Genomic DNA, 24,078 nt, shown 5'->3' on the forward strand with positions numbered 1-24,078 from the left:
AGGGGCGTAAACAGCGAGTTACCCCCATAAGTGAGACATCTTTAGGTTTTATCCTATCTCATTACTTGTCTAATAAATAGGGGTATCTTGCCTATTACGCCCCTTCCTACGAGGGAGGGGAGGGGGAGGGGCCAGATAATATAGTGTTTCCTTTTTTAGTCTTGGAAATAGACACGCTTCACGCGGGTGCTGATGGTGGTCAGAACCTCGTAAGGGATGGTGTCGAGGGCATCGCTGAGGACGGTCACAGGAAGGTGGTCGCCGAAGATCTCAACAGTGTCGCCTTCTTTACAGTCAATGCCTGTGACATCAATCATCGCTACATCCATGCAGATGTTACCAACGTATTCTGCCTTCTTGCCATTCACTAAACAATAGCAGTGACGATTACCTAAATGGCGGTTCAAACCGTCAGCGTAGCCGATAGGGATGGCCGCAATCACACTATCATGGTCGATAGTTCCCTTGCGAGAATAGCCCACCGTGTCGCCAGCCGGTACGTTACGTAGCTGAAGGATGGTCGTCTTCAAGGTAGATATATTGTTGATTGTCTTATTCGTTCGAGGGTTGATACCATATAAGCCCAAGCCCAATCGACACATATCCATCTGACGTTCAGGGAAATGCTCAATGCCAGAAGAGTTGTCCATGTGGCGTATGATCTTGTGGCTGAAGGCAGCTTGCAGCTTCTTGCTCCCCTCATCGAAGAGCGCAAACTGACGTGCAGAGAACTCGTCGAAGCTATCGGCATCAGAGCCAACAAAGTGAGAGAAGACCGAACGAGGGATGATAGCGTTCTGGTGTTTCAGCCGTTTAATGAGTTCGTCCATATCCTTCTGTGGGTCAAACCCTAATCGGTGCATACCCGTATCGAGCTTGATATGAACAGGGAAGCCCGTGATACCCTCCTTCTGGGCCGCCTTCACCAACGCATCGAGGAGTCGGAAGCTATACACCTCAGGCTCAAGGTCGTAGTCGAAGAGCGTCTTGAAGGACGTCATCTCTGGGTTCATAATCATGATATTACTTGTGATACCATTCTTACGGAGTGTCACACCCTCATCAGCCACAGCCACAGCAAGATAGTCGACACGATGGTCTTGCAAAGTCTTGGCTATCTCTACGGCTCCAGCCCCATAGGCATCCGCCTTTATCATACATACCAACTTGGTTGTAGGTTTGAGGAAAGAGCGATACCAGTTGAGGTTGTCAACCACGGCATTAAGGTTCACCTCCAACACCGTCTCATGTACCTTCTTCACCAAGAGTTCTGTTAGTCGGTCGAAGCCAAACTGTCGTGCACCCTTTAATAGGATTACTTCGTCATGGAGGTTAGCGAAGATGTCGCTATGAATAAAGGCATTGACCGTAGCGAAGAAATGCTTTTCTCTCAAGTGCTTAAAGGCAGAACGCTGTGATAACAGGCCCTCGCCAATACCGATAAACTTCTCAACACCACGCTTCTCACATAGGAATGCCACCTTATTATATAGGTCTTTATCCGTGTCACCACTCTGTAGTATGTCGCTAAGCACCAATGTGCGCTTGCGACCCTTATGGTCGGGACGACGGTTCATAAAGTCGAGTGCTATGTCTAAGGAGTTGAAGTCAGAGTTATAAGAGTCGTTGATAAGCGTACAGCCATGCTGTCCCTCCTTCACCTCGAGGCGCATGGCGACAGGCTCTAATTGTGCCATTCGCTCGCTGAGGGCGGCAGGCGTAATACCAAGATGGAGTGAGACGACAGCGCAGGTGATTGAGTTTTCTATGCTGGCATCGTCGATGAACGGTAGTTTATACTGTCCTTTCGTCTCTCCCTGCCACATGTATGAGACCGTAGTCGCTATGTCCTTCTTCTCAATAGACGTCACAAAGAAAGCAGCCTGCTGCTGTTTTACAGACCAGTCCAGCTTCTTTCCCTTATAATCGTAGGGTGCTAAGCAACGTGTAATTATCTCTTCATCAGCAGGATAGACAATCGCCTCCGTGTCATGGAAGAGTTTTATCTTCTCGTTACACTTATCTTCAATAGAAGAGAAATTCTCTTGGTGGGCCGTACCAAGGGAGGTGAACACGCCAATCGTAGGCTGAATAATATCGCGCAAAGCCATCATTTCGCCCGGTTGACTTATTCCCGCCTCGAAGACACCGACCTGTGTATTCTCGTTCAAGAGCAATACAGAGAGTGGAACACCTATCTGAGAATTATAACTACGAGGTGAGCGTGTGACAATCATCTGCGGAGAGAGCAACTGATAAAGCCACTCTTTCACCATCGTCTTACCGTTAGAACCTGTGATGCCGACTATCGGTATCAAGTATTCATCACGATGACGTTCAGCCAGTCGTTGCAAGGCTTCCAACGAGCCAACGACCTTTAAGAAGTTAGAAGCAGGATAGCGTGTAGCCCAATCATCTGGTACTACTTCCACAACAAAGTTCCTCACGCCCCTTGCATAGAGTTCTGGGATATAGTTATGTCCATCGTTGCGCTCAGACTTGAGGGCAAAGAAGAGTGTTTCCTCAGGGAAACAAAGAGAACGGCTGTCGGTAAGTACAAAGCTGATGTTTGCGTCCTGGTCACCATAACGGCGTGCGCCGATGAGCGTCGTTACTTTCTCAATAGTATAATTCATTACTATTTATATTTTTTTATATCTCTTGCAAAGGTAATGAAAAGTCTTAATACAGGCCTATTCTATCGTCTGTTTTTTGTCATTTCACTTAAGATAATATCTGTGCGAACACTTAGGACAGAGTCCTTTCACCATGTAGTTGACGGATGACTGTTCGAATCCTGCAGGCAGTTCGACCTGTGGAATGGGGGTGTCACTAAGGCAGTAGGTGTGTTGGCAGCGTTCGCAATAGAAGTGTACGTGCATGTCGTCGTCGGTCTTCTCGTCCTGACTCTGGCAGAGCTCGAAGCGTACTACATCATTGCCGTCCTCCATCTGATGAACAAGATGGTGCTGCTTAAACAGTAGTAAGGTTCGGAAGATATTTGACTTATCGATTGTCTGAATCTTAGCCTCCAGTTCCTTCATTGATGCAGGATAGCTCATTGTGGATAAGGTACGTGCGATGAGTATGCGATTAGCGGTCAATCTGATGCCATGTTCCTTTAGTAGCAGTTCAGCCTGCTTGTCATTTAATTCTTCCATAATTATTCTTTCAGTTCCAAGTTGGGGTATTTTTGTTTCAGTAATCGTGCTGCTTCTTTTGTCTTCTTTAGGAAGTCTTGATAGGTTGCGGCCTCTGGATGGAATGGACGATGGGCTAAGGCTTCTTTGATGGGACGCCATTCTTTGAGAAACTGCTTGGCTGTGGCGGAGAAACAAGTTGCCACCAGCTGTTCCCATATATAAGCCACTGCCTGCTCGTTGGGGTGGAGCATGTCTGCTTTATAGAACCGATAGTCGCGCAACTCATCGTTCACTATCTCGTAGGCAGGGAAGTAATAGACCTCTCCACTGGCTTCCTTCGTCAGCTTATCGGCAGCAAGCAGCAACACTGCCTTTGATAGTTGGCTCTCGTGATAACCATATTTGGCATAGCGGATAGGGCTGACGGTGACGATAACCCTAAGTCTCGGGTTACTTGTTCGCAATAGGCTGATGGCCTCACGCAGCGCATCAGCACACTCGTCAATCGTTAGCTCGCGCTCTTCAAACTCTCGTTGAGGGCGTTTCTGGCAGTTGTCTACAATCTCGCCTGTGGCTCGCTCCACATAGACATGATTGGTCCCTAAGGTGAAGACGGCTGTGTCAAACGGCGTACCTGCCATCTTCCTTGCCGTATGTAGCACAGACACAGGGTTATACATCACGCCAAACGGGTTCACCACAGCACGGAATTTCTCTTCTTCAAAACGCTTACCAATATTATCGGCAAAGCATGATCCGACGAAAAGGATGCGTTCGCAAGGCTCCAATTCGAATGTCGGACGGGGGATGTTGACTATGGTCCTAAATTCCATAGACGCAAAGTTAACGAAAATAAATAGAGAATGTTTATCCTTAAAGATTATTTTGAATACTTTTATTTGTCTAAATATTTCCCTTTTGTAAATAATCTCTTGGATGTGTTATCATTTCATATATTATTTGTATATTTGCCTTACTATTAGGCTTGAATATCTTAGTTCATATATCGTTGTGGCTTATTTAGCCTTTACAGGTGTCGCTTTACAAATCGTGTAGTTGTCAGTTATATTGAAGCTATCGTAACAAGTGATAACACATAGACGGATTTATATGATGGATAACCTAACAGACTTATATAGAGAAAAAGGCGTTTTATAAACAAAAGAGGACTGAAATGTACACATACAAATATCCACACCCAGCAGTGACGGCCGACTGCTTGGTGTTTGCACACACTGAAAACGGCTTGGAGTTGTTGCTTATTCAGCGTAGAAACGAGCCTTGTAAAGGGAAATGGGCTTTCCCTGGTGGCTTTATGAATATAGACGAGACGACCGCTGACGCTGCTCGTCGTGAGTTGAAAGAAGAGACGGGTCTGATTGTTGAGGACCTTCACCGTGTGGGAGTCTATGATGCTGTCGACCGCGACCCACGTGAGCGAGTTATCACGGTGGCCTATTACACGATACTTGATAAGCCTGCGGAGGTCAGCGGCTTGGATGATGCTGCACAAGCAAAGTGGTTCCCCTTGACCGAACTACCCGACTTAGCGTTCGACCATAAAGATATTCTTCTGGCAGCAAAGCAGCTGATGGGCCTGACTGAATAGGGGCTCATCAAACCTTTCATGGACTTTAACGCTTGTCAGAATACTATCGATAAGCGTGATAGTGATACCATAATCGCATGGTTATGAGCCGTTTAGTGACGGTTCATAACTCCTTCTTTCTTATTCGTTAAGCCTCTTTATCCTTCTTAGGATGCCTAATTAGGTAGAGCGTACCGAACGAACTCATTATGATTAAAGCAATGAGTGGGATGGAAAGTCTGCCCTCTGTTCCTAATAACAGTAATACGAGGCCAAGGATATAAATAGACAGAAGGAATATAACTCTTCTCATGATGACTCGTTTTTAGGTTCTTTATCAATGTTGCGTACAAATATAAGGAAAGGAGACGATGCTCGCAAATATTTCAAGGAAAAGTTTTTAAGTTCTTATCATATTCTCTTTTAGGAGCTTACCAAGCCCCTTAACGGTCTGAGAACTTTGTCGGCAGTATGCTGAAAACAAAGATGTTGATCGTAGAAAAATAACATCACAACGAATTATGTTCATGAAAAGAAATATTTCTTGTCGTGAAGAAAAATATTTCTTTTCATGAAAAAAAATCTTTCCACTCGTGAAAATAAATCCGAGCAGACCGTTAGAGGCAAGCGACAGTGAGGCCCGCCATGACGATGCTGACCATGCTCATGAGTTTAATAAGGATGTTGAGCGATGGCCCAGAAGTGTCTTTGAAGGGGTCGCCAACGGTGTCTCCGACCACAGTAGCCTTATGAGCATCAGAGCCTTTACCACCGAAATTACCCTCTTCGACATACTTCTTTGCATTATCCCATGCACCACCAGCATTCGACATGAATACAGCAAGGGTGAAGCCAGCGGCCAAACCGCCTACCAACAAGCCCAATACGCCTGCCACTCCGAGCAGAAGACCCACGATGACAGGGATGATGATGGCCAAGAGCGATGGGATAATCATCTCGTGTTGAGCACTTTGTGTACTGATTTCCACACATCGACCGTAGTCTGGTGTACCTGTTCCTTCTAATATACCCTTAATCTCACGGAACTGACGACGCACCTCTGCCACCATCTTACCAGCAGCTCTACCTACTGCGCCCATCGTCAGTCCGCAGAAGAGGAAGGCCGCCATCGCACCGATGAAAGCACCGACAAGCACCTTCGGGTTCATCAGGTTTACTTGGAAGAAGTTCATGAAGTCGGGGATAGTAGCCTTTGTGGCATCGATGGTTTCGCCTGCAACGTTCGTCATCTGTGTACCGACACGTGCCATGGCAATCTTTATCTCTTCGATATAAGAGGCCAACAGCGCCAAAGCCGTCAGTGCTGCCGAACCGATGGCAAAGCCCTTACCCGTAGCAGCCGTAGTGTTACCTAAGGCGTCGAGGGCGTCAGTGCGATGGCGCACCTCCGCTCCTAACTCGCTCATCTCCGCATTTCCGCCTGCGTTATCAGCAATTGGTCCGTAGGCATCTGTCGCTAAGGTGATACCTAAAGTAGATAGCATGCCGACTGCAGCGATACCTATTCCATACAAGCCATGCTGAATAGAGAGGGCTGACATCGACATATCGAAGCCGTTGGCACAGAGATAACTCAGCATGATAGCCACTGAGATAGAGAGGACAGGGACGCAAGTAGAAATCATACCCGTACCGATACCTTTTATAATCACCGTTGCCGCACCCGTGTGACTGGCCTCAGAGATAGCCTTCGTAGGCATGTAACTCTGTGAGGTATAGTACTCCGTTGCCTGTCCGATGATAACTCCTGCAGCCAAGCCCGTGATGACCGAGAAGCTAACACCAAGCCAGTTCTCCAGTCCTAAGAGGTAGAGAATGAGGAAGCTTGCTGCTGCAATGAGTACAGCCGCCGTATTCGTACCAAGACCTAAAGCGTGGAGAAGGTCTTTCATCGTAGCTCCCTCCTTCGTTCTCACGAGGAAGATGCCAAAGAGACTAAGGAAGACACCGACCGCAGCGATGAGCATTGGCGCGATGACAGCCTTTAGTTGCATATCACCTGACGATGCTGCGAAGGCTGTTGCACCCAAGGCTGCTGTAGAGAGGATTGACCCACAATAGCTTTCGTATAGGTCGGCACCCATTCCTGCGACGTCGCCTACGTTGTCGCCCACGTTGTCGGCAATCGTAGCCGGGTTGCGTGGGTCGTCCTCAGGGATGTTTGCTTCCACCTTACCAACGAGGTCGGCCCCTACATCGGCAGCCTTCGTATAGATACCACCACCCACACGAGCAAACAACGCCTGCGTCGAAGCACCCATACCGAAGGTCAACATCGTAGTCGTGATAGTGATAAGCATCTCGCTTGTCGTCATCTTGTCAGCATAGAACCAAGTGAGGACAATGAACCAGATGGCTATGTCTAACAAGCCTAATCCAACGACAACAAGACCCATGACGGCACCCGAACGGAAGGCAATCTTGAGTCCGTCGTTGAGTCCATTACGTGCTGCATTGGCCGTTCTGGCACTGGCGTAGGTGGCAGTCTTCATCCCGAAGAAGCCTGCAAGACCAGAGAAGAAACCACCAGTAAGGAATGCGAATGGCACCCATTCATTCTGTGCATTGAAGCCGTAAGCCATGATTGCGAAGACAATCGCAAGGACAACAAAGACAATCAAAACGACTTTGTACTGCTGTTTCAGATAGGCCATAGCACCACGACGCACGTATTCAGCAATCTCAATCATGCGGGGTGTGCCCTCTTCAGACCTCATCATAGATTTGAAGAAATACCATGCCATCCCCAAGGCGCACACCGATGCGATGGGAATAAGCCAAAAGACTTGTGGAATGTGTTCCATAATTCGAAGTTTTTAGGTTGTTGTAATGATAGATTCAAAGATGTCGCAAATATATAAAAAAATATTGATTGTCAAGTGATTTGGGGTAAAAAAGATAGGAGAAAATGTCATAGTAAAACAGAATGAAGCTATAAAGGACCTCACTCCCAACTCCAATCGGCCTCACCCTCGACCCTAACCGGCCTCATTCCCGACCTCCAATCGGCCTCACCCCCGACCCCTCTCCGAATGGAGAGGGGCGTGATTACTGAGGTTACCCCTGCTTCGCTGCTTTTTTCTTGATGGGGGTATGCTGTTGATCCGAGCCCCTCTGTGGACAATCATTAACGCTTAACATTCAACACCTAACACCCACCAGAAGCCTCACCCCCAGCCCCTCTCCGAATGGAGAGGGGAGTAATCACCGAGATACCCCTGCATGTCCTCCAGATGTTCAGTGGCCCATCTCCTATCATCAGCAGGCCAAAAGGGGTAACCTCACATACTACTCCCCTCTCCATTCGGAGAGGGGTTGGGGGTGAGGCCTCTGTGATATCTGTATGCCGGAGGCGTTCTGTGGGTTCAAAACTTTGCGTAAAAAGGTTCTGTTAAATCTGTGAGTTCTGTGAGAGAAAAAACTCCCCAGCGACTTTCGCGGTTCTTATCTTATCGAGAGGGTGCGTACTATTTCTCACAGAAAAACACAGATGAACAGAACACACAAAGGCCCACAGAGACATTAAGTCAACCGATTTCACAGAACCTTACAGCCATCTTTGGCAGTAACGTTCTGTGAATTTTGTATGCCGGAGGCGTTCTGTGAGTTCGAAACTTTGCGCAAATATGTTCTGTTAAATCTGTGAGATCTGTGAGAGACAAAATTCCCCACGAATTAAACTTTGCGCAAAAATGTTCTGTTAAATCTGTGAGTTCAGTGAGAGTAAAAACTCCCCAGCGACTTTCGCGGTTCTTATCTTATCGAGAGGGTGCGTACTATTTCTCACAGAAAAACACAGATGAACAGAACACACAGGGGTCAGAAAAATAGCGGCCCCTCCCCCGGCCCCTCCCCCGAAGGGAAGGGGAGTAATCACCGAGATACCCCTATAAAAAGGATGTAGGCTTCGTCATGTCCCTTAATGGCGGTCTTGTAGGGGTAACCTCACATATCACGCCCCTCCCTGCGGGGGAGGGGTTGGGGGAGGGGCCACTCTCTTATGGGTTCAAAACTTTGCGTAAAAATGTTCTGTTAAATCTGTGAGTTCTGTGAGAGAAAAAACTCCCCAGCGAATCTCAAAAACGTTCTTTTTCTCACAGAGAACACAGATGAGCAGAACACACAGGGCTCATAGAGAGAGGTTTGCCCTCCCTCGACCCCTGCTTTTCACCCCTCCGTGTCCTGCTGTTCAGACCTCCGAGACACTGCCTCGTAGCCCCCTTCCTCTCCATGCAACAAGTCTTCCCTGTCGTGAAAAATCATTACACATCATCAAACTAACTACCACAAGACAAGCAAAAATCATCATTTACAACCAAGCATATAACTCACAAGAAATCAGCTAATTACATTTAGCATTTGAGTATATGCCCTCCTTGCTTGCAGAAGACGCCCTTCATGGGACAAGAAAGCCATGTTCTCGAACGTTGAAAGCCCTCTTCTTGCATCAAGCCAGGCCTTTATTTGAAAAGAGAGGAGAATGGTTAGCGAAATATCCTTACATTTTCTATTTACATAGTTAGTTTTCCGTCTCTCACAAACGACATTTCCATCTCTCACAAAGGACAATCTTCTCCCTCACAAAGGATAATATTCTCTCTCACAGATTTACACAGAAAAACAGAACAAACAAACTTTCACAGAGACATTAAGTCAACTGAAAACACAGAGCGTTACAGCCAACATCCATCACCCAACATCCTTCTTTTGCTAATCATCAACACCCAACAACCATCACCCAACACCCTTCTTTGGCAGTAACGCTCTGTGATATCTGTATGCCGAAGGCGTTCTGTGGGCTCGAAATGTGCACCAAAAGGCTCAGTGAACTCTGTGCGCTCTGTGAGAGAAAAAACCTTTACGAAGTATGTAAGCAGCCTAATAGGGGTAACCTCACATATCACACCCCTCCCTGCGGGGGAGGGGTTGGGGGAGGGGCCACTCTCTTATGGGTTCGAAACTGTGCGCAATAACGCACTGTTAAATCTGTGAGATCTGTGAGAGAAAAAACTCTCCAGCGAGTTGTTTGTGTGTCATCTCATAGAGTGGGTGCGTTCTATTTCTCACAGAAAAACACAGAAGAACAGAATACACAGGTTTCCACAGAGACATTAAGTCAACCGATTTCACAGAACCTTACAGCCAACGTTAGCTAATCATCAGCACCTAACACTCATCACCCAACACCCACCAAAGATAGTCATTAACACCCAACATTCACCACCTAACACCCACCAAAGCTAATCATTAACACCCAACATTCAATACCCAACACCCACCATTCACCACCTAACACCCACCACTCAAGCCCTAACTTGGCTATATATAATAAGGAGTAGTTGATTAAGAATATTGAAGGATGGCTATAATAGAATATGAAGGGAGCGTTAGTGGCTTACGTATTAGATATTAGCTGCCAGTTTGTTGAATATTTATAGGTGATATGAAGAGGGTTAACTAAGTTCGTGCGGAGTATTGGTGTAATAATAAGAAAGGGTAGGGAAGAATGCTGTAGTTGGTTGATAGTGTGCAAGATAGGGGTTTAGTAATAGCATAATATTAGTCGTCTCTCTCGAAGAGTTGGGAGAGTAATTTGGATAACTATATCGAGTAAATAGGGGTATCACGGTAATCACGCCCCTCTCCATTCGGAGAGGGGTTGGGGGTGAGGTTCTCTGTTGGGTGATGGGTGATGGGTGTTAGGTGTTGAAGGTGGGCTGTTAGTGGGTTGTTAATCCTACATAAAGCCTTGTTCTTTCAGCGTCTTTAGCAACACTTCGGAGATTGCTTCATTCGCCTCCTTAGTATATCTTAGGTCGGTGAACACCTGTGCGAGCGTCTCTTTATGGTTGATTTCCACAAAGTGTTTATTCTCTTCGAGTTGTTCCTTAGGGGTGTAGAACGTATCAATGCGGGCTGGAGTATAATCGTTGTAAGTCTCGTTATGGATGATACTATCGATAGGCAGGCGGTCGGTGAGGGGTGGGTTCTCATCGGGCCAACCGAGGGTGATGGTTGCAACAGGCATGACAAGGCGAGGCAGACCGAGCGTCTTAATAATCGACTGCGGGTTATAGATAGTCGTTCCCAAGAAACATGTGCCTAATCCCTCCTCCTCGGCAAGGTTGCAGAAGGTCTGACAGTAGAGCAGCGCATCAGTAGCCGCATTGAGGAACGAAAGGAAATTGTCGTAGCCAGGCATAGCCTTACGGTTCTCCGCCCAAAGCGTAGTACGACGGAAGTCAGCGCAGAACGTGAGAACAACAGGAGCCCCAGTCACCATCGGTTGATTAAAGTGAGCCGGTGCAAGTTGCACCTTCTTCTCCGCTTCCCGAGTAATGACAACCGAGTAGAGCTGCAGGTTACCCATTGTAGGAGTACGTTCCGCCTTCTCCAACAAAGTTCTTATTAAATCCTCAGACACCTCCTTAGAGGTATATTTCCTTATAGTCTTTCTGTTATTAAACATTTCCATTTTAGATGATTTTAATGCTACAAAGTTAAGTAAATGTTTTCTATTTTGGAAAACAATTCGTAACTTCGCAGACGAAAAAAATCTAAAACAGCGATAATGACAACCAATCAAACTTACTCTTTCGACGAGGCCTTCCAAGCTACCTTAGCTTATTTCGGTGGCGACGAACTTGCTGCTCGAGTGTGGGTCAACAAGTATGCGATGAAAGATAGCTATGGTAACATCTACGAGAAGTCGCCAGAACAGATGCACTGGCGCATAGCTAACGAGATAGCACGTATTGAGCAGAAATATAAGAATCCATTGACGGCACAAGAGGTGTTCGACCTCTTAGACCATTTCAGATATATTATCCCAGCTGGTAGTCCGATGACTGGTATTGGTAACAACCATCAGGTGGCATCGCTCTCCAACTGTTTTGTCATCGGCTTAGACGGTAATGCCGATTCATACGGTGCTATCATGCGTATCGACGAAGAGCAGGTACAACTGATGAAACGCCGTGGTGGCGTTGGTCATGACCTCTCCCACATTCGTCCGAAAGGTTCGCCAGTGAACAACTCAGCCCTGACCTCTACAGGTCTTGTCCCTTTCATGGAGCGTTATTCGAACAGTACACGTGAGGTGGCACAGGACGGTAGGCGTGGAGCCTTGATGCTTTCGGTAAGTATCAAACACCCCGATTCAGAGGCATTCATCGATGCCAAGATGGAAGAAGGTAAGGTGACAGGTGCCAATGTGTCTGTGAAGATAACCGACGAGTTCATGCAAGCCGTCGTTGAAGGTAAACCTTACGTACAGCAGTTCCCTATTGATAGCGATGAGCCAGCCGTTACCAAGGAGGTGTCGGCCAAGGAACTGTGGGAGAAGATAGTACATAACGCATGGAAGAGTGCCGAGCCAGGCGTGCTGTTCTGGGACACGATAATCCGTGAGAGCATCCCCGACTGTTATGCTGACCTTGGTTTCCAGACCGTTTCAACAAACCCATGTGGAGAGATACCCCTCTGTCCTTACGATAGTTGTAGACTCTTGTCATTGAACCTCTACTCCTACGTTATCGACCCATTCACAGACCATGCACGTTTTGACAAAGAGTTGTTTGAACGTCATGCACAGCTCGCACAGCGACTCATGGACGACATCATCGACCTTGAAATGGAGAAGATAGACCTCATCCTAACGAAGATTAAGAGCGATCCACAGCAAGATGAGGTGAAGAGTGCAGAGTATCATCTTTGGGAGAAGATAAAGAAGAAGAGTTGTCTGGGTCGACGCACAGGAGTGGGTATCACGGCCGAGGGCGATATGATAGCTGCTATGGGGCTACGTTATGGAACGCAGGAAGCAACCGATTTCTCCGTTTCCATTCATCGTGCATTAGCCCTGAATGCTTATCGCTCATCAGTGACAATGGCACAGGAGCGTGGTGCCTTCGAGATATATGATGCTAAGCGTGAGGCGAACAATCCGTTTATTCTACGATTGAAGGAGGCCGATGCGCAGCTCTACGAGGATATGAAGAGGTATGGTCGTAGGAATATAGCCTGCTTGACGATAGCCCCTACGGGTACAACCTCGCTCATGACACAGACGACATCAGGTATCGAACCAGTCTTCATGCCTGTCTATAAGCGTCGTCGTAAGGTTAATCCTAATGATACAGACGTACATGTAGACTTCGTCGACGAGGTTGGCGATTCCTTCGAAGAGTACATTGTCTACCACCGTAAGTTCCTTACATGGATGGAGGTGAACGGGATTGACACACAAAAGAGGTATAGCCAAGAAGAAATAGACGAACTTGTGAAACGCTCTCCTTATTATAAAGCAACGGCAAACGACGTCGATTGGCTGATGAAGGTGCGTATGCAAGGTGAGATACAGAAGTGGGTTGACCACTCTATATCCGTGACAGTGAACCTACCTAACCAAGTTGATGAGGCTCTGGTTAATAAGCTTTATGTCGAGGCATGGCGTAGTGGATGCAAGGGCTGCACCATCTATCGTGATGGAAGCCGTTCGGGTGTGATGATATCAGTGTCAAAGAAAGACAAGACCAAGGAGAACAAGCCTGCTGATGAGGAGAAGGCAAAGGACTTAAACTCAGCTGAAGAGCATCACGAGCACATCTGCAATCATCCACAAGTTATTGAGGTGCGCCCAAAGGAACTGGAGTGTGATGTCGTGAGGTTCCAAAACAACAAAGAGAAATGGGTGGCCTTCGTAGGTTTGTTAGAGGGTTATCCCTACGAGATCTTCACGGGCTTGCAAGATGACGAGGAAGGTATCGCCCTTCCAAAGAGCGTTACAAAGGGTAAGATCATCAAGCAGACCGCAGAAGACGGTACACATCGTTACGACTTTCAGTTTGAGAACAAGCGTGGTTATAAGACCACTGTCGAGGGCTTATCAGAGAAGTTTAATCCAGAGTATTGGAACTATGCGAAGCTGATTTCTGGTGTCTTACGCTACAGGATGCCTATCGATCATGTCATCAAGCTCGTCGGCTCGCTGCAACTAAAGAGTGAAAGCATTAACACATGGAAGAATGGTGTGGAGCGCGCATTGAAGAAGTACGTCACTGATGGGACCAGTGCTTCAGGCTTAAAATGTCCTGTTTGTGGACAGGAGACCCTTGTCTATCAAGAAGGCTGCCTTATCTGCACCAACTGTGGGGCCTCACGTTGCGGATAGCACTCAGTATGAACCCAGAGGACAAAGGCCTTCTTTTGTCCTCACTTCTCGTAAGTAATGATGAAAATAATGACAAGTTACATTCTTCTGCAGGGTCTTCAATTCCATGCTCGTATAGGAGTAGGAGCGCAGGAGCGTGTTGTAGGTAATCTTTATGTTGTCGACCTCCGTATAGGCTATCCCTTTGCTAAGGCCATGGAGAGCGATGATGTCGCCGACACGCTGAACTATGCAACGGTGTTCGACATCGTTAGAGAAGTGATGAGTCGACCCGCCCGTCTGTTAGAGTCAGCCGCTGGTTCCCTTGTTAAAGAGCTGTCAGTCGCCTTCCCAGAGATAAGTAGTATCGACTTAAAGATAGTCAAGAAAAACCCACCCATGGGTGCTGATAGTGAAGGGGCAGGCGTTGAATTACACTTAATAAATGATAAAACCAAAGATTAGAGCCATGGTTTCCCACCGAAAAGCCGTATCTTTGTTCCCTAAAGAATTAAGTATGTTTAAGAAAATATCGCTTCTCTTTGTCTTCTTGGTCATGTTTGCTGGTCTTACATGGGCTGCAGACGGGCGTTTCACACTGGTTATCGACCCCGGTCATGGTGGTCATGATGCTGGTGCGATAGGTGCTATATCCAAAGAGAAGGACATCAACTTGAATATAGCCTTGGCTTTTGGGCGTTATGTAGAGCGTAATATGCCCGACGTCAATGTGATTTATACGCGTAAGAGCGATGTGTTCATTCCTTTACATCAGCGTGCTGATATAGCCAACAAAGCAAAGGCCGACCTGTTTGTATCGGTCCACACGAATTCTGTAGCCTCTGGTCGGTATGTGAAAGGGTTCCAAGTTTACACCTTAGGTATGCACCGTGCGAAGGACAACCTTGACGTGGCTAAGCGAGAGAACAGCGTTATCTCGATGGAGAAAGGCTATCAGCAGACCTATCAGGGCTTCGACCCTAACTCGTCAGAGAGCTATATCATGTTCGAGTTCATGCAGAATGCGAACATGGAAAGGAGTGTTGAGCTGGCAAGAATGATACAGAACGCTGTCTGCTCATCGGCTGGTCGTATCGACAAGGGTGTCCATCAGGCTGGTTTCCTTGTCCTTCGTGAGAGTTATATGCCGAGTTGTCTGATAGAGTTAGGCTTTATCACTGCTGCAGACGAGGAGGAGTATCTTAATTCACCAGAGGGTATTGATGCCATGGCGAGGGGTATCTACAATGCTTTCGTACAGTATAAGAACAAGTACGACACCCGCATCGTTGTCCCTTACCGCCCTGTTGAGAATAAGAAGATAGTCATCGATCGTGTCATCCCAACGGCCCCTGTCGACAAACCTCGTACTGTTGTGCCAACGGAGCGACGTCAGACTGTCTCACAGACTGAGAAGCCCCGTCGTATGAGTAAGGTGGAAGAGGCTAAGAAGCGGATATCGGCTGCTATCAAAGACCTCCTGCCGACGTGCGACGATCGTACTACAGCCCAGGCGAGCGTACCTGTGTTTAAGATACAGGTCATGGCCTCCAACAAACAGCTACGCGCTGGTAGTCCGCTGTTCCGAGGCCGCACAGACATCAACTGTACGCAAGAGGGCAATTATTATAAGTACACGGTAGGGTCAAGTACGAATTATAATGAGATAGCGCGCATGCGCAACAATCTATTAAAAGACTTCCCACAATCGTTTATAATTGCCTATAAAGACGGCTCACGAATGGATGTCAACCAAGCGATATCAGAGTTTCTAAGGAATAAAAAGAATAAGTAAAGTAAACAAGATATGAAGAAAGTATTTACGCCACAAGTAAAGATTGCTGTAGTAGCACTACTTGCGATCGTTGTATTGTTCTTTGGGATCCAGTTCCTGAAAGGTCTGTCTCTCTTCTCGAATGATGCGCATTATAGGATTAAGTTCAATGATATTACGGGCTTATCCACGTCTACTCCTGTCTACGCTCGCGGCTTTAAGGTCGGTGTAGTGCGTGATATCGACTACAACTATGATAAGTTAGGCGAGTCTATCACCGTTGATATCGATGTAGACAAGACCATGAAGGTGCCAGAAGGTACTACTGCTGAGATTATTAGCGACATCATGGGTAATGTGAAGGTAGTCCTGAAACTTGGCGACAGCAAGAAGTTGTTGGCTGCTAATGGGTGGATAGATGGGTGCATCAACGATGGTACTTTGGGCGACATAAAGGGTATGGTGCCTGCTATTCAGAAGATGTTACCTAAGGTAGACAGCATCCTTGGAAGCGTGAACAGCCTCCTTGCCGACCCAGCCCTGCGTACTTCGCTTCATAATGTGGAAGATATAACCACCAACCTCACCACCACTTCTCGCGAACTCAACCAACTGCTTGCACAAGCCAATGGTGCTTTGCCTACTGTGGTAGGGAAGGCTGGCCGAGTGATGGACAATGCCAACGGCGTAATGCTCAATGCTAACAAGGGCATAACAGAGGCGCGTGGGGCCATCCGTGGTGCTAACACGATGATGGGCAACCTTAATAATAAGGTGAACGAACTTGACATTGCAACGACAATGGCTAAGGTGAACGCTACTATCGACAATATGAACGCCTTTACAGCCAAGCTGAATAGCAACGAGGGAACATTAGGCTTAATGCTTAATGACGCTAATCTTTATAATAATCTGAATAATACAGTGCGCACAGCAGATAGTCTTTTGACCAATGTCAAGGCTCATCCGAAACGTTATGTACACTTCTCTCTATTCGGAAGAAAGGACAAGTAATTTAAATAAGGTCTAAATAGAACGGTCGATGTTTCACACACAAGGGATGCGTGTTGAAGCCTTTTGAGTATCAGCTTCTTCCCCTCTCCCTTGTGTTTGTTTCACTACTTGGGTCGTTTTCGTGGTTAGCAGTAGTAAAGTACTTGTTCTTCAAATACTTAGAAATACACAACTACGCTTATATGCTACCTGAGATACAAGATGACGCAAAGTCCACAAATATAACGTTTTACACCTTTTTATAATTAAGAGGTATAGAGTTAGCGATAGTTCTCTTTATAAATAAATTACTATCTTTGCACTATCAAATAATAAACAAGGGGTAGTTGGTATGCCAATACCCCATAGAAAGACATAGAAACGATAGACAACCAGTTATGAACGCGAGTCCTAAAACACTTTGGGATAGTTGCCTCCAGCTCATAAAGGAGAATGTGACCGAGCAGCAATTTGACACTTGGTTCCGTCCGATTGTACTCCAATCGTACAAGCCAGCATCAAAGACTTTGTTAGTGCAGGTCCCAAGTCAGTTCGTATATGAGTATCTGGAAGGACATTACGTAGACTTGCTACGTAAGGTCCTCACACGTGTTTTCGGACAGGGAGTACAGCTTACTTACCGCGTGTTGGTTGACCAGGAAAATCACTTATCACAAGACTTAGAGCAGGACACCATCGAGGACGTGGCTTCACAACGACCTACAGCAAGGGCTAACCAGAGCCCAACAGTGCTCGACACTGTACCACAGGACCTCGACTCACAACTCGACCCTCATAAGTCATTCAGCAACTATGTGGAAGGTGACAGTAATAAGCTACCTCGTTCTATTGGCCTTTCTATCGCAGAGCACCCTAACACAACGCAGTTTAACCCTATGTTCATCTATGGTCCATCGGGCTGCGGTAAGACCCACCTTATTAATGCTATCGGATTAAAAGCTAAGCAGCTTTATCCGCAGAAACGTGTGTTATATGTCTCTGCTCGCCTCTTTCAGGTGCAGTACACCGACTCTGTTCGACAGAACACTACCAACGACTTTATCAATTTCTATCAAACGATTGATGTCTTGATAGTCGATGACATACAGGAATGGGTTACTGCTACGAAGACGCAAGACACCTTCTTCCATATCTTCAACCACCTCTTCCGCAACGGTAAACGAATTATCTTAGCAAGCGACCGACCACCTGTCGACCTCAAGGGAATGAACGACCGCCTGCTAACACGTTTCTCTTGTGGTCTGATAGCAGAGTTAGAAAAACCTAACGTACAGCTCTGTGTGGATATTCTCCATAGTAAGATAAAACGCGACGGACTCAATATACCAGAGGACGTGGTGCGCTTCATTGCCGAAACAGCTAATGGTAGCGTGCGCGATTTGCAGGGTGTTATCAACTCACTCCTTGCTTACAGCGTTGTCTATAACAGTAATATTGATATGCGACTGGCTGAGCGTGTCATCAAGCGTGCCGTGAAGATTGATGATGAACCGCTGACCATCGATGATATCTTAGATAAGGTTTGCTCGCATTATAATGTTACGATGACAGCTGTCAACTCTCGTTCGCGTAAGAAAGACATAGTGATGGCACGCCAAGTGAGCATGTATATGGCGCAGAAATACACTAAGATGCCTGCAAGCCGTATCGGTAAGCTGGTCGGAAACCGCGACCACAGCACCGTAATCCACAGTTGTTCGAAGATAGAAGACCGTCTGAAGGTTGACAAGGGCTTCCATGCTGAGCTCGCAAGTATCGAAAACTTGTTTAAGTTAAAAGCATAAGGTATTAGTTTGAAAGTCTGCTGCATGGGTGTAGCAGGCTTTTTTTGTTCCTCTTGCTGATGCTGAAATGATACTGTAAATGGGCGGTAGTTCCCCTTTATGTGAATACTTGATGGGTCTTCCTCAGCTGCTCTCTTCCCTAACTCCAGCATCGCAAAGAGGGGAGTTGTATGTGAGGTTACCCCTTTTGGGCTGCTTGCATGAGGCGTGGGGAGTTTTTTCTCTCAACCTGGGGAGTTTTATCTCTCACAGAGCTCACAGAGTTCACTGAGCCTTTTGGCGCACATTTCGAGCGCACAGAAGGCCTTCGGCATACAGAGAACACAGAGCGTTTCAGCTAAAGATGGGTGTAAGGTTCTGTGATATCGGTTGACTTAATGTCTCTGTGAAACCCTGTGTGTTCTGTTTATCTGTGTAAATCTGTGAGAAATAAAACGCACCCTCTCGATAAGATAAGACTCATGCAAGTCATTGGGGAGTTTTTCCTCTCACACTGGAGAATTTTTTCTCTCACAGAGCGCACAGAGTTCACTGAGCGTTTAGGCGCATATTTCGAGCCCACAAGATAGTGGCCCCTCCCCCAACCCCTCCCCCGTAGGGAGGGGAGTAGTATGTGAGGTTACCCCTACAAGACAGCCATTAAGGGACATAAGGAGGCCTACATCCTTTTTATAGGGGTATCTCGGTGATTACGCCCCTCCCTTCGGGGGAGGGGACGGGGGAGGGGCCAGTTTTTCTCTGCGTGCTATCCCTGTTCGCAGAAAGGCTTCTGTTCATCTGTGAAAATCTGTGAGAGATAAAATATCCAACGAGCTTCTTGCGTTCTAAACTCTGTGAGAGATGAAACACCCAACGAGCCTGTTACGCTCATGAAAAAACCTGACAAAAGCGCACGAGAAAACCCTTACGTCAATAGAGTGATATGATTAAAAACCGAAACCGCAACTAACAAGAAATCAATCACTTATAAACTCGATGCAAGAAGGGCCTTAGTTAGCAGCAAGAAGGGCCTTCGCAACACCCAAGAAGGGCATGTTCTGCGAGCAAGAAGGGCGTCCGCTTGAAGCAAGAAGGGCGTACACTGATAGGGAGTGGACGAAAAATATTTACATACAAGGACTGTTGCTACTTTGCGGATGGGCTTTAGTACTGCTGTAACTCTTGTGAGTTTATGGAGAACACCAGCGTTGGAAGCAAGGAAGAACAGGCGATAAAATGAATTTAATAAAGACAAAATAAGACAATGAAAACATTTGATTTCCATTATTCCGTTCGTGAAGTAGACGGAAAAGAGTTTGAGTTAATTGAGTGCACTACGTGGCCTCGCCTTAATGTACAAGTGTTACACACCACGCCAGAACGCTTCGAAGCAGACTTGAAGGAGGTGAAGAGCCGTTCGCTCTGTGGCTATTCTCTGCAGGACAAGACCTTTATCTTGAAGCATGCGGGCGGCGAGGGCAATGGTGAACTGACGCAAGCTAATATCGACGAAATCTATGATGGCATGCAAGCAATCATGCAAGCCGCTGTGAAATGGTGGATTCAGAATAGAAAGAAGCTCACCACCTCGGAGAAAGAATAGGCAGGGTGGTCTCTTTCCCCAGTCCCCCTCTCGCTCTTCCCATGGCCTAACGCTATGAGAGAGGACTACATTCAATCGCTTGACGCTGGGCAGTCTTCTATCTTGATGAAATTAATCTTGGATCTGAAACGATAATAAAATGAATAAACAACATACGATTGTTGAGTTATGGCAATAAAGACATTATATAAAACTGTCAATACAAACGGAGATTATAGTTGTGGTGATATAGGAATCACTACGGCTGAGTGGCTTGATATATTACGTGATGAGCGGTCGATGCCATATCATGAAGCATTGCTGTGTTTCCTACGTCAAGATGGGAATATGGCAACTTGTACAAAGGTCTCTAAAGAGTATGGGAAACCTGCCCAGTACTATAACAATAAGGTATATAACTTCTCTAAGTGGGTACAAAGGCGATTAAATAGATTTAGAGTAGTAGGGCCAGATAATAAAGAAACCTACTGGTGCATTGCAATGAAGAAAGGTCGGGAGACAAGACAAGGTTTCCTATGGCAGATGCGTGATGAACTTGTAGATGCTTTCAGAGTCTATCTTATGGAAGAACTCATCGACATCTTTGAGAAAGAAAAGTTATTTATAGAATATGGAGAATACTATAAATGGGACTTACTCGATAGGGTGGAGGGAAAAGAAGTTCTTAAAGTCTTTGACTCTCTTAGGGGAGAAAACATAGTAGACAACCCTCGTGTTGATACTGTTATTAAGTATTTGGTGGATAATGAAGCCGACAAGACAAGTGTTTGTTGTCAACATTTGATAAACGAGTCTGTTCCATTGACGACTCGATTGGCTGCTTTTAAGTCAGATATAGAAGCATTATGTTCAGGTAAATGGAAGAACAATGCAAATGATGAACGTACAGCCGCAGCCTTGCTAACATGTGTTTATCCAGAGAAATACACCTTCTATAAGGATGAAATTTATCGTAATATTTGGCGCTATTTTGGTTATACTCCTCGAAAGGTAGGGGAGAAGTATGGCCATTTTATGGAACTTATTAATGGCTTTGTAGAACATTATGGAGAAGAGATACAGCAGATTATGCTGAAAGAAATCGAACGATTCAAAAACAAACCACTCAACCTTGCGGTTCAGACTTTATTTTGGTGCATGAAAGACTATATGCAAGATAAATTGGATAAGAAGATGAATACAGATACAAATAATAGCTCAAAAAGTACTCGGTATGACGATATTGTCGGTATATGGAGACGGCGTAAGAACATCGTTTTGCACGGTGCACCGGGTACAGGTAAGACTTACGACATACCGGAGTTGGCTGTGCGGCTATGCGACCCAAGCTTTATGAGCAAGGGACGGAGTAGGGAGGAGATAGTAAAAAGATACAATCAGCTTAAGGACGATGAGCGCCTTACGTTCACTACCTTTCATCAGTCTTTAGACTATGAGGACTGGATTGAGGGCTTGCGCCCTGTGGTGAACGAGACGAGTCAAGTGACCTACGAGATAGAGAACGGTGTGTTCAAGAGGCTTTGTGAGGCTGCCGAGCGTTCTAAACTCGAGGGTAATCAGTACGGTATCAGTTCGAAGTCTGACGTTTGGAAGGTTTCGCTTAAACGGACAGGAGACAATGATGTGCGCAAAGACTGTATGGAGAACGACTATATTCGTATTGGTTGGGATGAGTATGGAGATGATGTTTCAGACGAGACAGATGGTAGTATTCGCAATGATAAGGGTAAGCTGATATTAGACGCCTACATCAATAAGATGAAAGTAGGGGATATTGTAATGTCTTGTTATTCAAGTAAAGAGATAGATGCGATAGGTGTTATCACGGGTGACTATCGGTATGATGAAAGCCTACCAGCCTATAAGCGTATCCGACCAGTACACTGGCTAATAAAAGGTAAGCGAGAGAATATCGTGGAGAGAAACGGTGGTAAGGAGATGGTAGAGTCTACTGTCTATCATTTGAACTCGATTTCTCTCGAAGATGTAGAAGCCATCCTTGAGAAGTACGGAGTGTTTATTGAGCAGAAGGAGGACGATAAGCCCTACGTTATGGTCATTGATGAGCTGAACAGAGGGAACGTCTCAAAGGTGTTTGGTGAACTGATAACGCTGCTTGAAGCAGACAAACGAAAGGGGAGTAAGAATGAGGAAAGTGTGAAACTACCTTATTCTAAGAAGTCCTTTCACGTCCCTGATAATGTGTATCTGATAGCAACCATGAACACAGCCGACCGCTCTTTAGGGTCGTTAGATTATGCTATTCGACGTCGGTTTGCCTTTATTGCGGAGCGACCCATTGGTTTAGAGGACGACAGATTCAATGCAGAATTGTTTGAGAAGGTCAGTCGGTTGTTTGTTAAGAACTTTGATGAATATAAAGCGAGTGGTTGGGATGCAACGATGCGACTCCTTCCTGCCGACACACTATGCGATGAGTATAAGCCAGAAGACGTCTGGATAGGGCATAGTTATTTCTTAATGCAAGACGAGGAGGGAGTAGACAACAGCCGTGAACGTATTCTATATGAGCTTATCCCACTCTTAGAGGAGTATGTTCGGGACGGTGTCTTGACAGCTGATGCACAGGCGGTTATCGACGAACTGTATAAGCAGGCGACAGCGTAATGAGGGTTGTGCAACTTCAAGAACAGCTGTTGGAGAACACTTGTCTTCGGCAGTCGGAGTGTGAGGCTATCCTCCCCTGTATGGATGATGGGGCCGAGGTGGTGTGTACTGTTAGGCGAGGTCGTGAGGAGAAGGAGCTTTGTCTTAGGTTAACGCGTGAGTCAGATGTAGTTCGTGCAACGGGTTCTTACTTCGTTGGAGTAGACTGGATAAAGGAAGAGGACGTGGCTGTGCAGGTCAGTCCTAAGCTGAATGATGGTTTTGAGATAGACTATGTTCGTATGCTAAACGAGGCGTTGACCGAGACAGACAACTACAAGCATCTGAAGGATTTACTGACAATTCATTTCGAGAAGCCGTCTATCCGTATCAGTCAGCAGCAAGACCTGTTGAGTATCTTCTTGATTACTGAGTATTTGAATATCCTTCATCGTATCGTGAGAAAGGGGCTGAAGAGGAGCTACTATAGGGTTGAAGAGACGTTAAATAATAAGGTTAAAGGACGCATACAGGTGGGTAGAACGATACAACGCAGTCTTGCGAAGGGTCGGATAACGGATAATGTATGTCGTTATCAGGTCTATGACATCGACTCACCAGAGAACAGAATACTCAAGAAAGCCCTTGCCTTTTGTAGAAAACAGGTGGGGGGGTATCGTAATACACTTGACACAAGCGTCTTGGAGAGGAAGATAAGACAGATAAAACCTTATTTTGAGCGGGTGAGCGATGAGATAAGTGTCAAGTCAATGAGGACGTTTAAGGGTAATCCTGTGTACAAGGAATACTACACGGCAGTTGAGTATGCACAGTTGCTGTTGAGGCGTTTCAGTTATGACATTACCCTTGCTGGTAAGAAGGAGATAGACACACCGCCGTTCTGGATAGACATGAGTAAGCTCTTCGAACTATATGTATATAGTAAGCTAAGGGCGGTGTTCACAGGACGAAAGGAGGTTCAGTATCATGTAAAAGAGCATCGTCAAGAGCTCGACTACCTCTTAAAGCCTGCGAAATGGGCCGAGCCCTACGTTGTCGATGCTAAGTATAAACCACGTTATGGGAAGGGTGGGGGCATAACCATCGACGATGCGAGGGAAGTAAGTGGTTATGCTCGGTTGAGTTGGGTCTATAGTAAGTTGGACTTGGATGCTAATGCGGTTGCTCCTATTAAGTGTTTAATCATCTATCCGGACCAAAAGCAAGAAGAGAGGTTCACCTTTACAAGGACAACTGAGCCACAATTTGAAAAGGTGTCGGGGTATGTTCGATTCTATAAGGTAGGTATCAAGTTGCCTGTGATAGCCTCGAAGAATCCTTAAAAATTGTGGTTTTGGGGCTTTTGGGTGCCCGCTTTTTTAGGGTTGAGTGCTTTATAAGGTTATTCAAAGCT

General features: G+C 46.2%; 15 protein-coding genes. 9 read left to right on the plus strand and 6 right to left on the minus strand.

The window, feature by feature from the left end; genetic code table 11:
- Positions 1–155: 155 nt before the first annotated feature.
- The 3 genes from CHB62_RS07085 to CHB62_RS07095 form a co-directional block, all read right to left on the minus strand.
- The gene (locus CHB62_RS07085; protein WP_089366270.1) at positions 156–2,636 is read right to left on the minus strand and encodes a bifunctional UDP-N-acetylmuramoyl-tripeptide:D-alanyl-D-alanine ligase/alanine racemase; all 2,481 of its coding nucleotides are present in this window, start codon (positions 2,634–2,636) and stop codon (positions 156–158) included.
- An 84-nt stretch (positions 2,637–2,720) separates the two neighbouring features.
- Positions 2,721–3,161, minus strand: coding sequence for a Fur family transcriptional regulator (locus tag CHB62_RS07090; RefSeq protein ID WP_089366271.1), 441 nt, complete (start codon positions 3,159–3,161; stop codon positions 2,721–2,723).
- Between the two features lie 2 nt (positions 3,162–3,163).
- Complete coding sequence (locus tag CHB62_RS07095) at positions 3,164–3,976, minus strand: GSCFA domain-containing protein (RefSeq protein ID WP_089366272.1); 813 nt, start codon at positions 3,974–3,976, stop codon at positions 3,164–3,166.
- 341 nt (positions 3,977–4,317) lie between these two features.
- Here CHB62_RS07095 and CHB62_RS07100 point away from each other — a divergent pair, with 341 nt between their 5' ends.
- On the plus strand, positions 4,318–4,752 hold the full coding sequence (locus CHB62_RS07100; protein WP_009013073.1) for an NUDIX domain-containing protein: 435 nt from the start codon (positions 4,318–4,320) through the stop codon (positions 4,750–4,752).
- A 127-nt stretch (positions 4,753–4,879) separates the two neighbouring features.
- Here CHB62_RS07100 and CHB62_RS14860 read toward each other — a convergent pair whose 3' ends face one another.
- The 3 genes from CHB62_RS14860 to CHB62_RS07120 all read right to left on the minus strand — a co-directional run bounded on the left by CHB62_RS14860 (position 4,880) and on the right by CHB62_RS07120 (position 11,227).
- Positions 4,880–5,044 (minus strand): hypothetical protein, encoded by a 165-nt coding sequence (locus CHB62_RS14860; RefSeq protein ID WP_009013072.1) that lies wholly within the window; start codon positions 5,042–5,044, stop codon positions 4,880–4,882.
- Positions 5,045–5,348: 304 nt separating this feature from the next.
- Positions 5,349–7,556, minus strand: a complete 2,208-nt coding sequence (locus CHB62_RS07105; protein ID WP_089366273.1) for a sodium-translocating pyrophosphatase — start codon at positions 7,554–7,556, stop codon at positions 5,349–5,351.
- Positions 7,557–10,489: 2,933 nt separating this feature from the next.
- Positions 10,490–11,227 carry a nitroreductase family protein gene (locus CHB62_RS07120; RefSeq protein ID WP_089366275.1) on the minus strand — a complete coding sequence of 246 codons (738 nt, stop codon included), beginning with the start codon at positions 11,225–11,227 and terminating at the stop codon, positions 10,490–10,492.
- Positions 11,228–11,323: 96 nt separating this feature from the next.
- Between CHB62_RS07120 and CHB62_RS07125 the strand changes: the two genes are divergently transcribed.
- The 8 genes from CHB62_RS07125 to CHB62_RS07165 all read left to right on the plus strand — a co-directional run bounded on the left by CHB62_RS07125 (position 11,324) and on the right by CHB62_RS07165 (position 24,007).
- Entirely contained in the window at positions 11,324–13,924 is a 2,601-nt protein-coding gene (locus tag CHB62_RS07125; RefSeq protein WP_089366276.1) for an adenosylcobalamin-dependent ribonucleoside-diphosphate reductase, read from the plus strand.
- Between the two features lie 69 nt (positions 13,925–13,993).
- Positions 13,994–14,368, plus strand: a complete 375-nt coding sequence (folB, locus tag CHB62_RS07130; RefSeq protein ID WP_438268812.1) for a dihydroneopterin aldolase — start codon at positions 13,994–13,996, stop codon at positions 14,366–14,368.
- Positions 14,369–14,420: 52 nt separating this feature from the next.
- A complete protein-coding gene (locus tag CHB62_RS07135; RefSeq protein ID WP_089366278.1) occupies positions 14,421–15,698 on the plus strand; it encodes an N-acetylmuramoyl-L-alanine amidase family protein in 1,278 nt (425 codons plus the stop codon).
- Between the two features lie 12 nt (positions 15,699–15,710).
- Positions 15,711–16,691, plus strand: a complete 981-nt coding sequence (locus CHB62_RS07140; RefSeq protein WP_089366279.1) for an MlaD family protein — start codon at positions 15,711–15,713, stop codon at positions 16,689–16,691.
- 377 nt (positions 16,692–17,068) lie between these two features.
- The gene (gene dnaA / locus CHB62_RS07145) at positions 17,069–18,475 is read left to right on the plus strand and encodes a chromosomal replication initiator protein DnaA (protein ID WP_089366280.1); all 1,407 of its coding nucleotides are present in this window, start codon (positions 17,069–17,071) and stop codon (positions 18,473–18,475) included.
- Between the two features lie 1,243 nt (positions 18,476–19,718).
- Positions 19,719–20,057 carry a hypothetical protein gene (locus tag CHB62_RS07155; protein WP_089366281.1) on the plus strand — a complete coding sequence of 113 codons (339 nt, stop codon included), beginning with the start codon at positions 19,719–19,721 and terminating at the stop codon, positions 20,055–20,057.
- A gap of 168 nt (positions 20,058–20,225) precedes the next feature.
- Positions 20,226–22,685 carry a DUF8426 domain-containing protein gene (locus CHB62_RS07160; RefSeq protein WP_089366282.1) on the plus strand — a complete coding sequence of 820 codons (2,460 nt, stop codon included), beginning with the start codon at positions 20,226–20,228 and terminating at the stop codon, positions 22,683–22,685.
- Positions 22,685–24,007: a 5-methylcytosine restriction system specificity protein McrC gene (locus CHB62_RS07165; RefSeq protein WP_089366283.1), complete on the plus strand. Its 1,323-nt coding sequence runs from the start codon at positions 22,685–22,687 to the stop codon at positions 24,005–24,007. Before CHB62_RS07160 ends, CHB62_RS07165 begins: the two co-directional genes overlap by 1 nt.
- The last annotated feature ends 71 nt before the right edge of the window (positions 24,008–24,078 follow it).

This window comes from Prevotella jejuni (assembly GCF_900187995.1).
Taxonomy (GTDB): Bacteria; Bacteroidota; Bacteroidia; order Bacteroidales; family Bacteroidaceae; genus Prevotella; species Prevotella jejuni.

What these genes read in the sequence shown, in the direction of transcription:
- CHB62_RS07085 (WP_089366270.1), bottom strand. Translation starts at nt 2,636, where the DNA reads ATGAATTATACTATTGAGAAAGTAACGACGCTCATCGGCGCACGCCGT.
- CHB62_RS07090 (WP_089366271.1), bottom strand. Translation starts at nt 3,161, where the DNA reads ATGGAAGAATTAAATGACAAGCAGGCTGAACTGCTACTAAAGGAACAT.
- CHB62_RS07095 (WP_089366272.1), bottom strand. Translation starts at nt 3,976, where the DNA reads ATGGAATTTAGGACCATAGTCAACATCCCCCGTCCGACATTCGAATTG.
- CHB62_RS07100 (WP_009013073.1), top strand. Translation starts at nt 4,318, where the DNA reads ATGTACACATACAAATATCCACACCCAGCAGTGACGGCCGACTGCTTG.
- CHB62_RS14860 (WP_009013072.1), bottom strand. Translation starts at nt 5,044, where the DNA reads ATGAGAAGAGTTATATTCCTTCTGTCTATTTATATCCTTGGCCTCGTA.
- CHB62_RS07105 (WP_089366273.1), bottom strand. Translation starts at nt 7,556, where the DNA reads ATGGAACACATTCCACAAGTCTTTTGGCTTATTCCCATCGCATCGGTG.
- CHB62_RS07120 (WP_089366275.1), bottom strand. Translation starts at nt 11,227, where the DNA reads ATGGAAATGTTTAATAACAGAAAGACTATAAGGAAATATACCTCTAAG.
- CHB62_RS07125 (WP_089366276.1), top strand. Translation starts at nt 11,324, where the DNA reads ATGACAACCAATCAAACTTACTCTTTCGACGAGGCCTTCCAAGCTACC.
- folB (WP_438268812.1), top strand. Translation starts at nt 13,994, where the DNA reads ATGACAAGTTACATTCTTCTGCAGGGTCTTCAATTCCATGCTCGTATA.
- CHB62_RS07135 (WP_089366278.1), top strand. Translation starts at nt 14,421, where the DNA reads ATGTTTAAGAAAATATCGCTTCTCTTTGTCTTCTTGGTCATGTTTGCT.
- CHB62_RS07140 (WP_089366279.1), top strand. Translation starts at nt 15,711, where the DNA reads ATGAAGAAAGTATTTACGCCACAAGTAAAGATTGCTGTAGTAGCACTA.
- dnaA (WP_089366280.1), top strand. Translation starts at nt 17,069, where the DNA reads ATGAACGCGAGTCCTAAAACACTTTGGGATAGTTGCCTCCAGCTCATA.
- CHB62_RS07155 (WP_089366281.1), top strand. Translation starts at nt 19,719, where the DNA reads ATGAAAACATTTGATTTCCATTATTCCGTTCGTGAAGTAGACGGAAAA.
- CHB62_RS07160 (WP_089366282.1), top strand. Translation starts at nt 20,226, where the DNA reads ATGGCAATAAAGACATTATATAAAACTGTCAATACAAACGGAGATTAT.
- CHB62_RS07165 (WP_089366283.1), top strand. Translation starts at nt 22,685, where the DNA reads ATGAGGGTTGTGCAACTTCAAGAACAGCTGTTGGAGAACACTTGTCTT.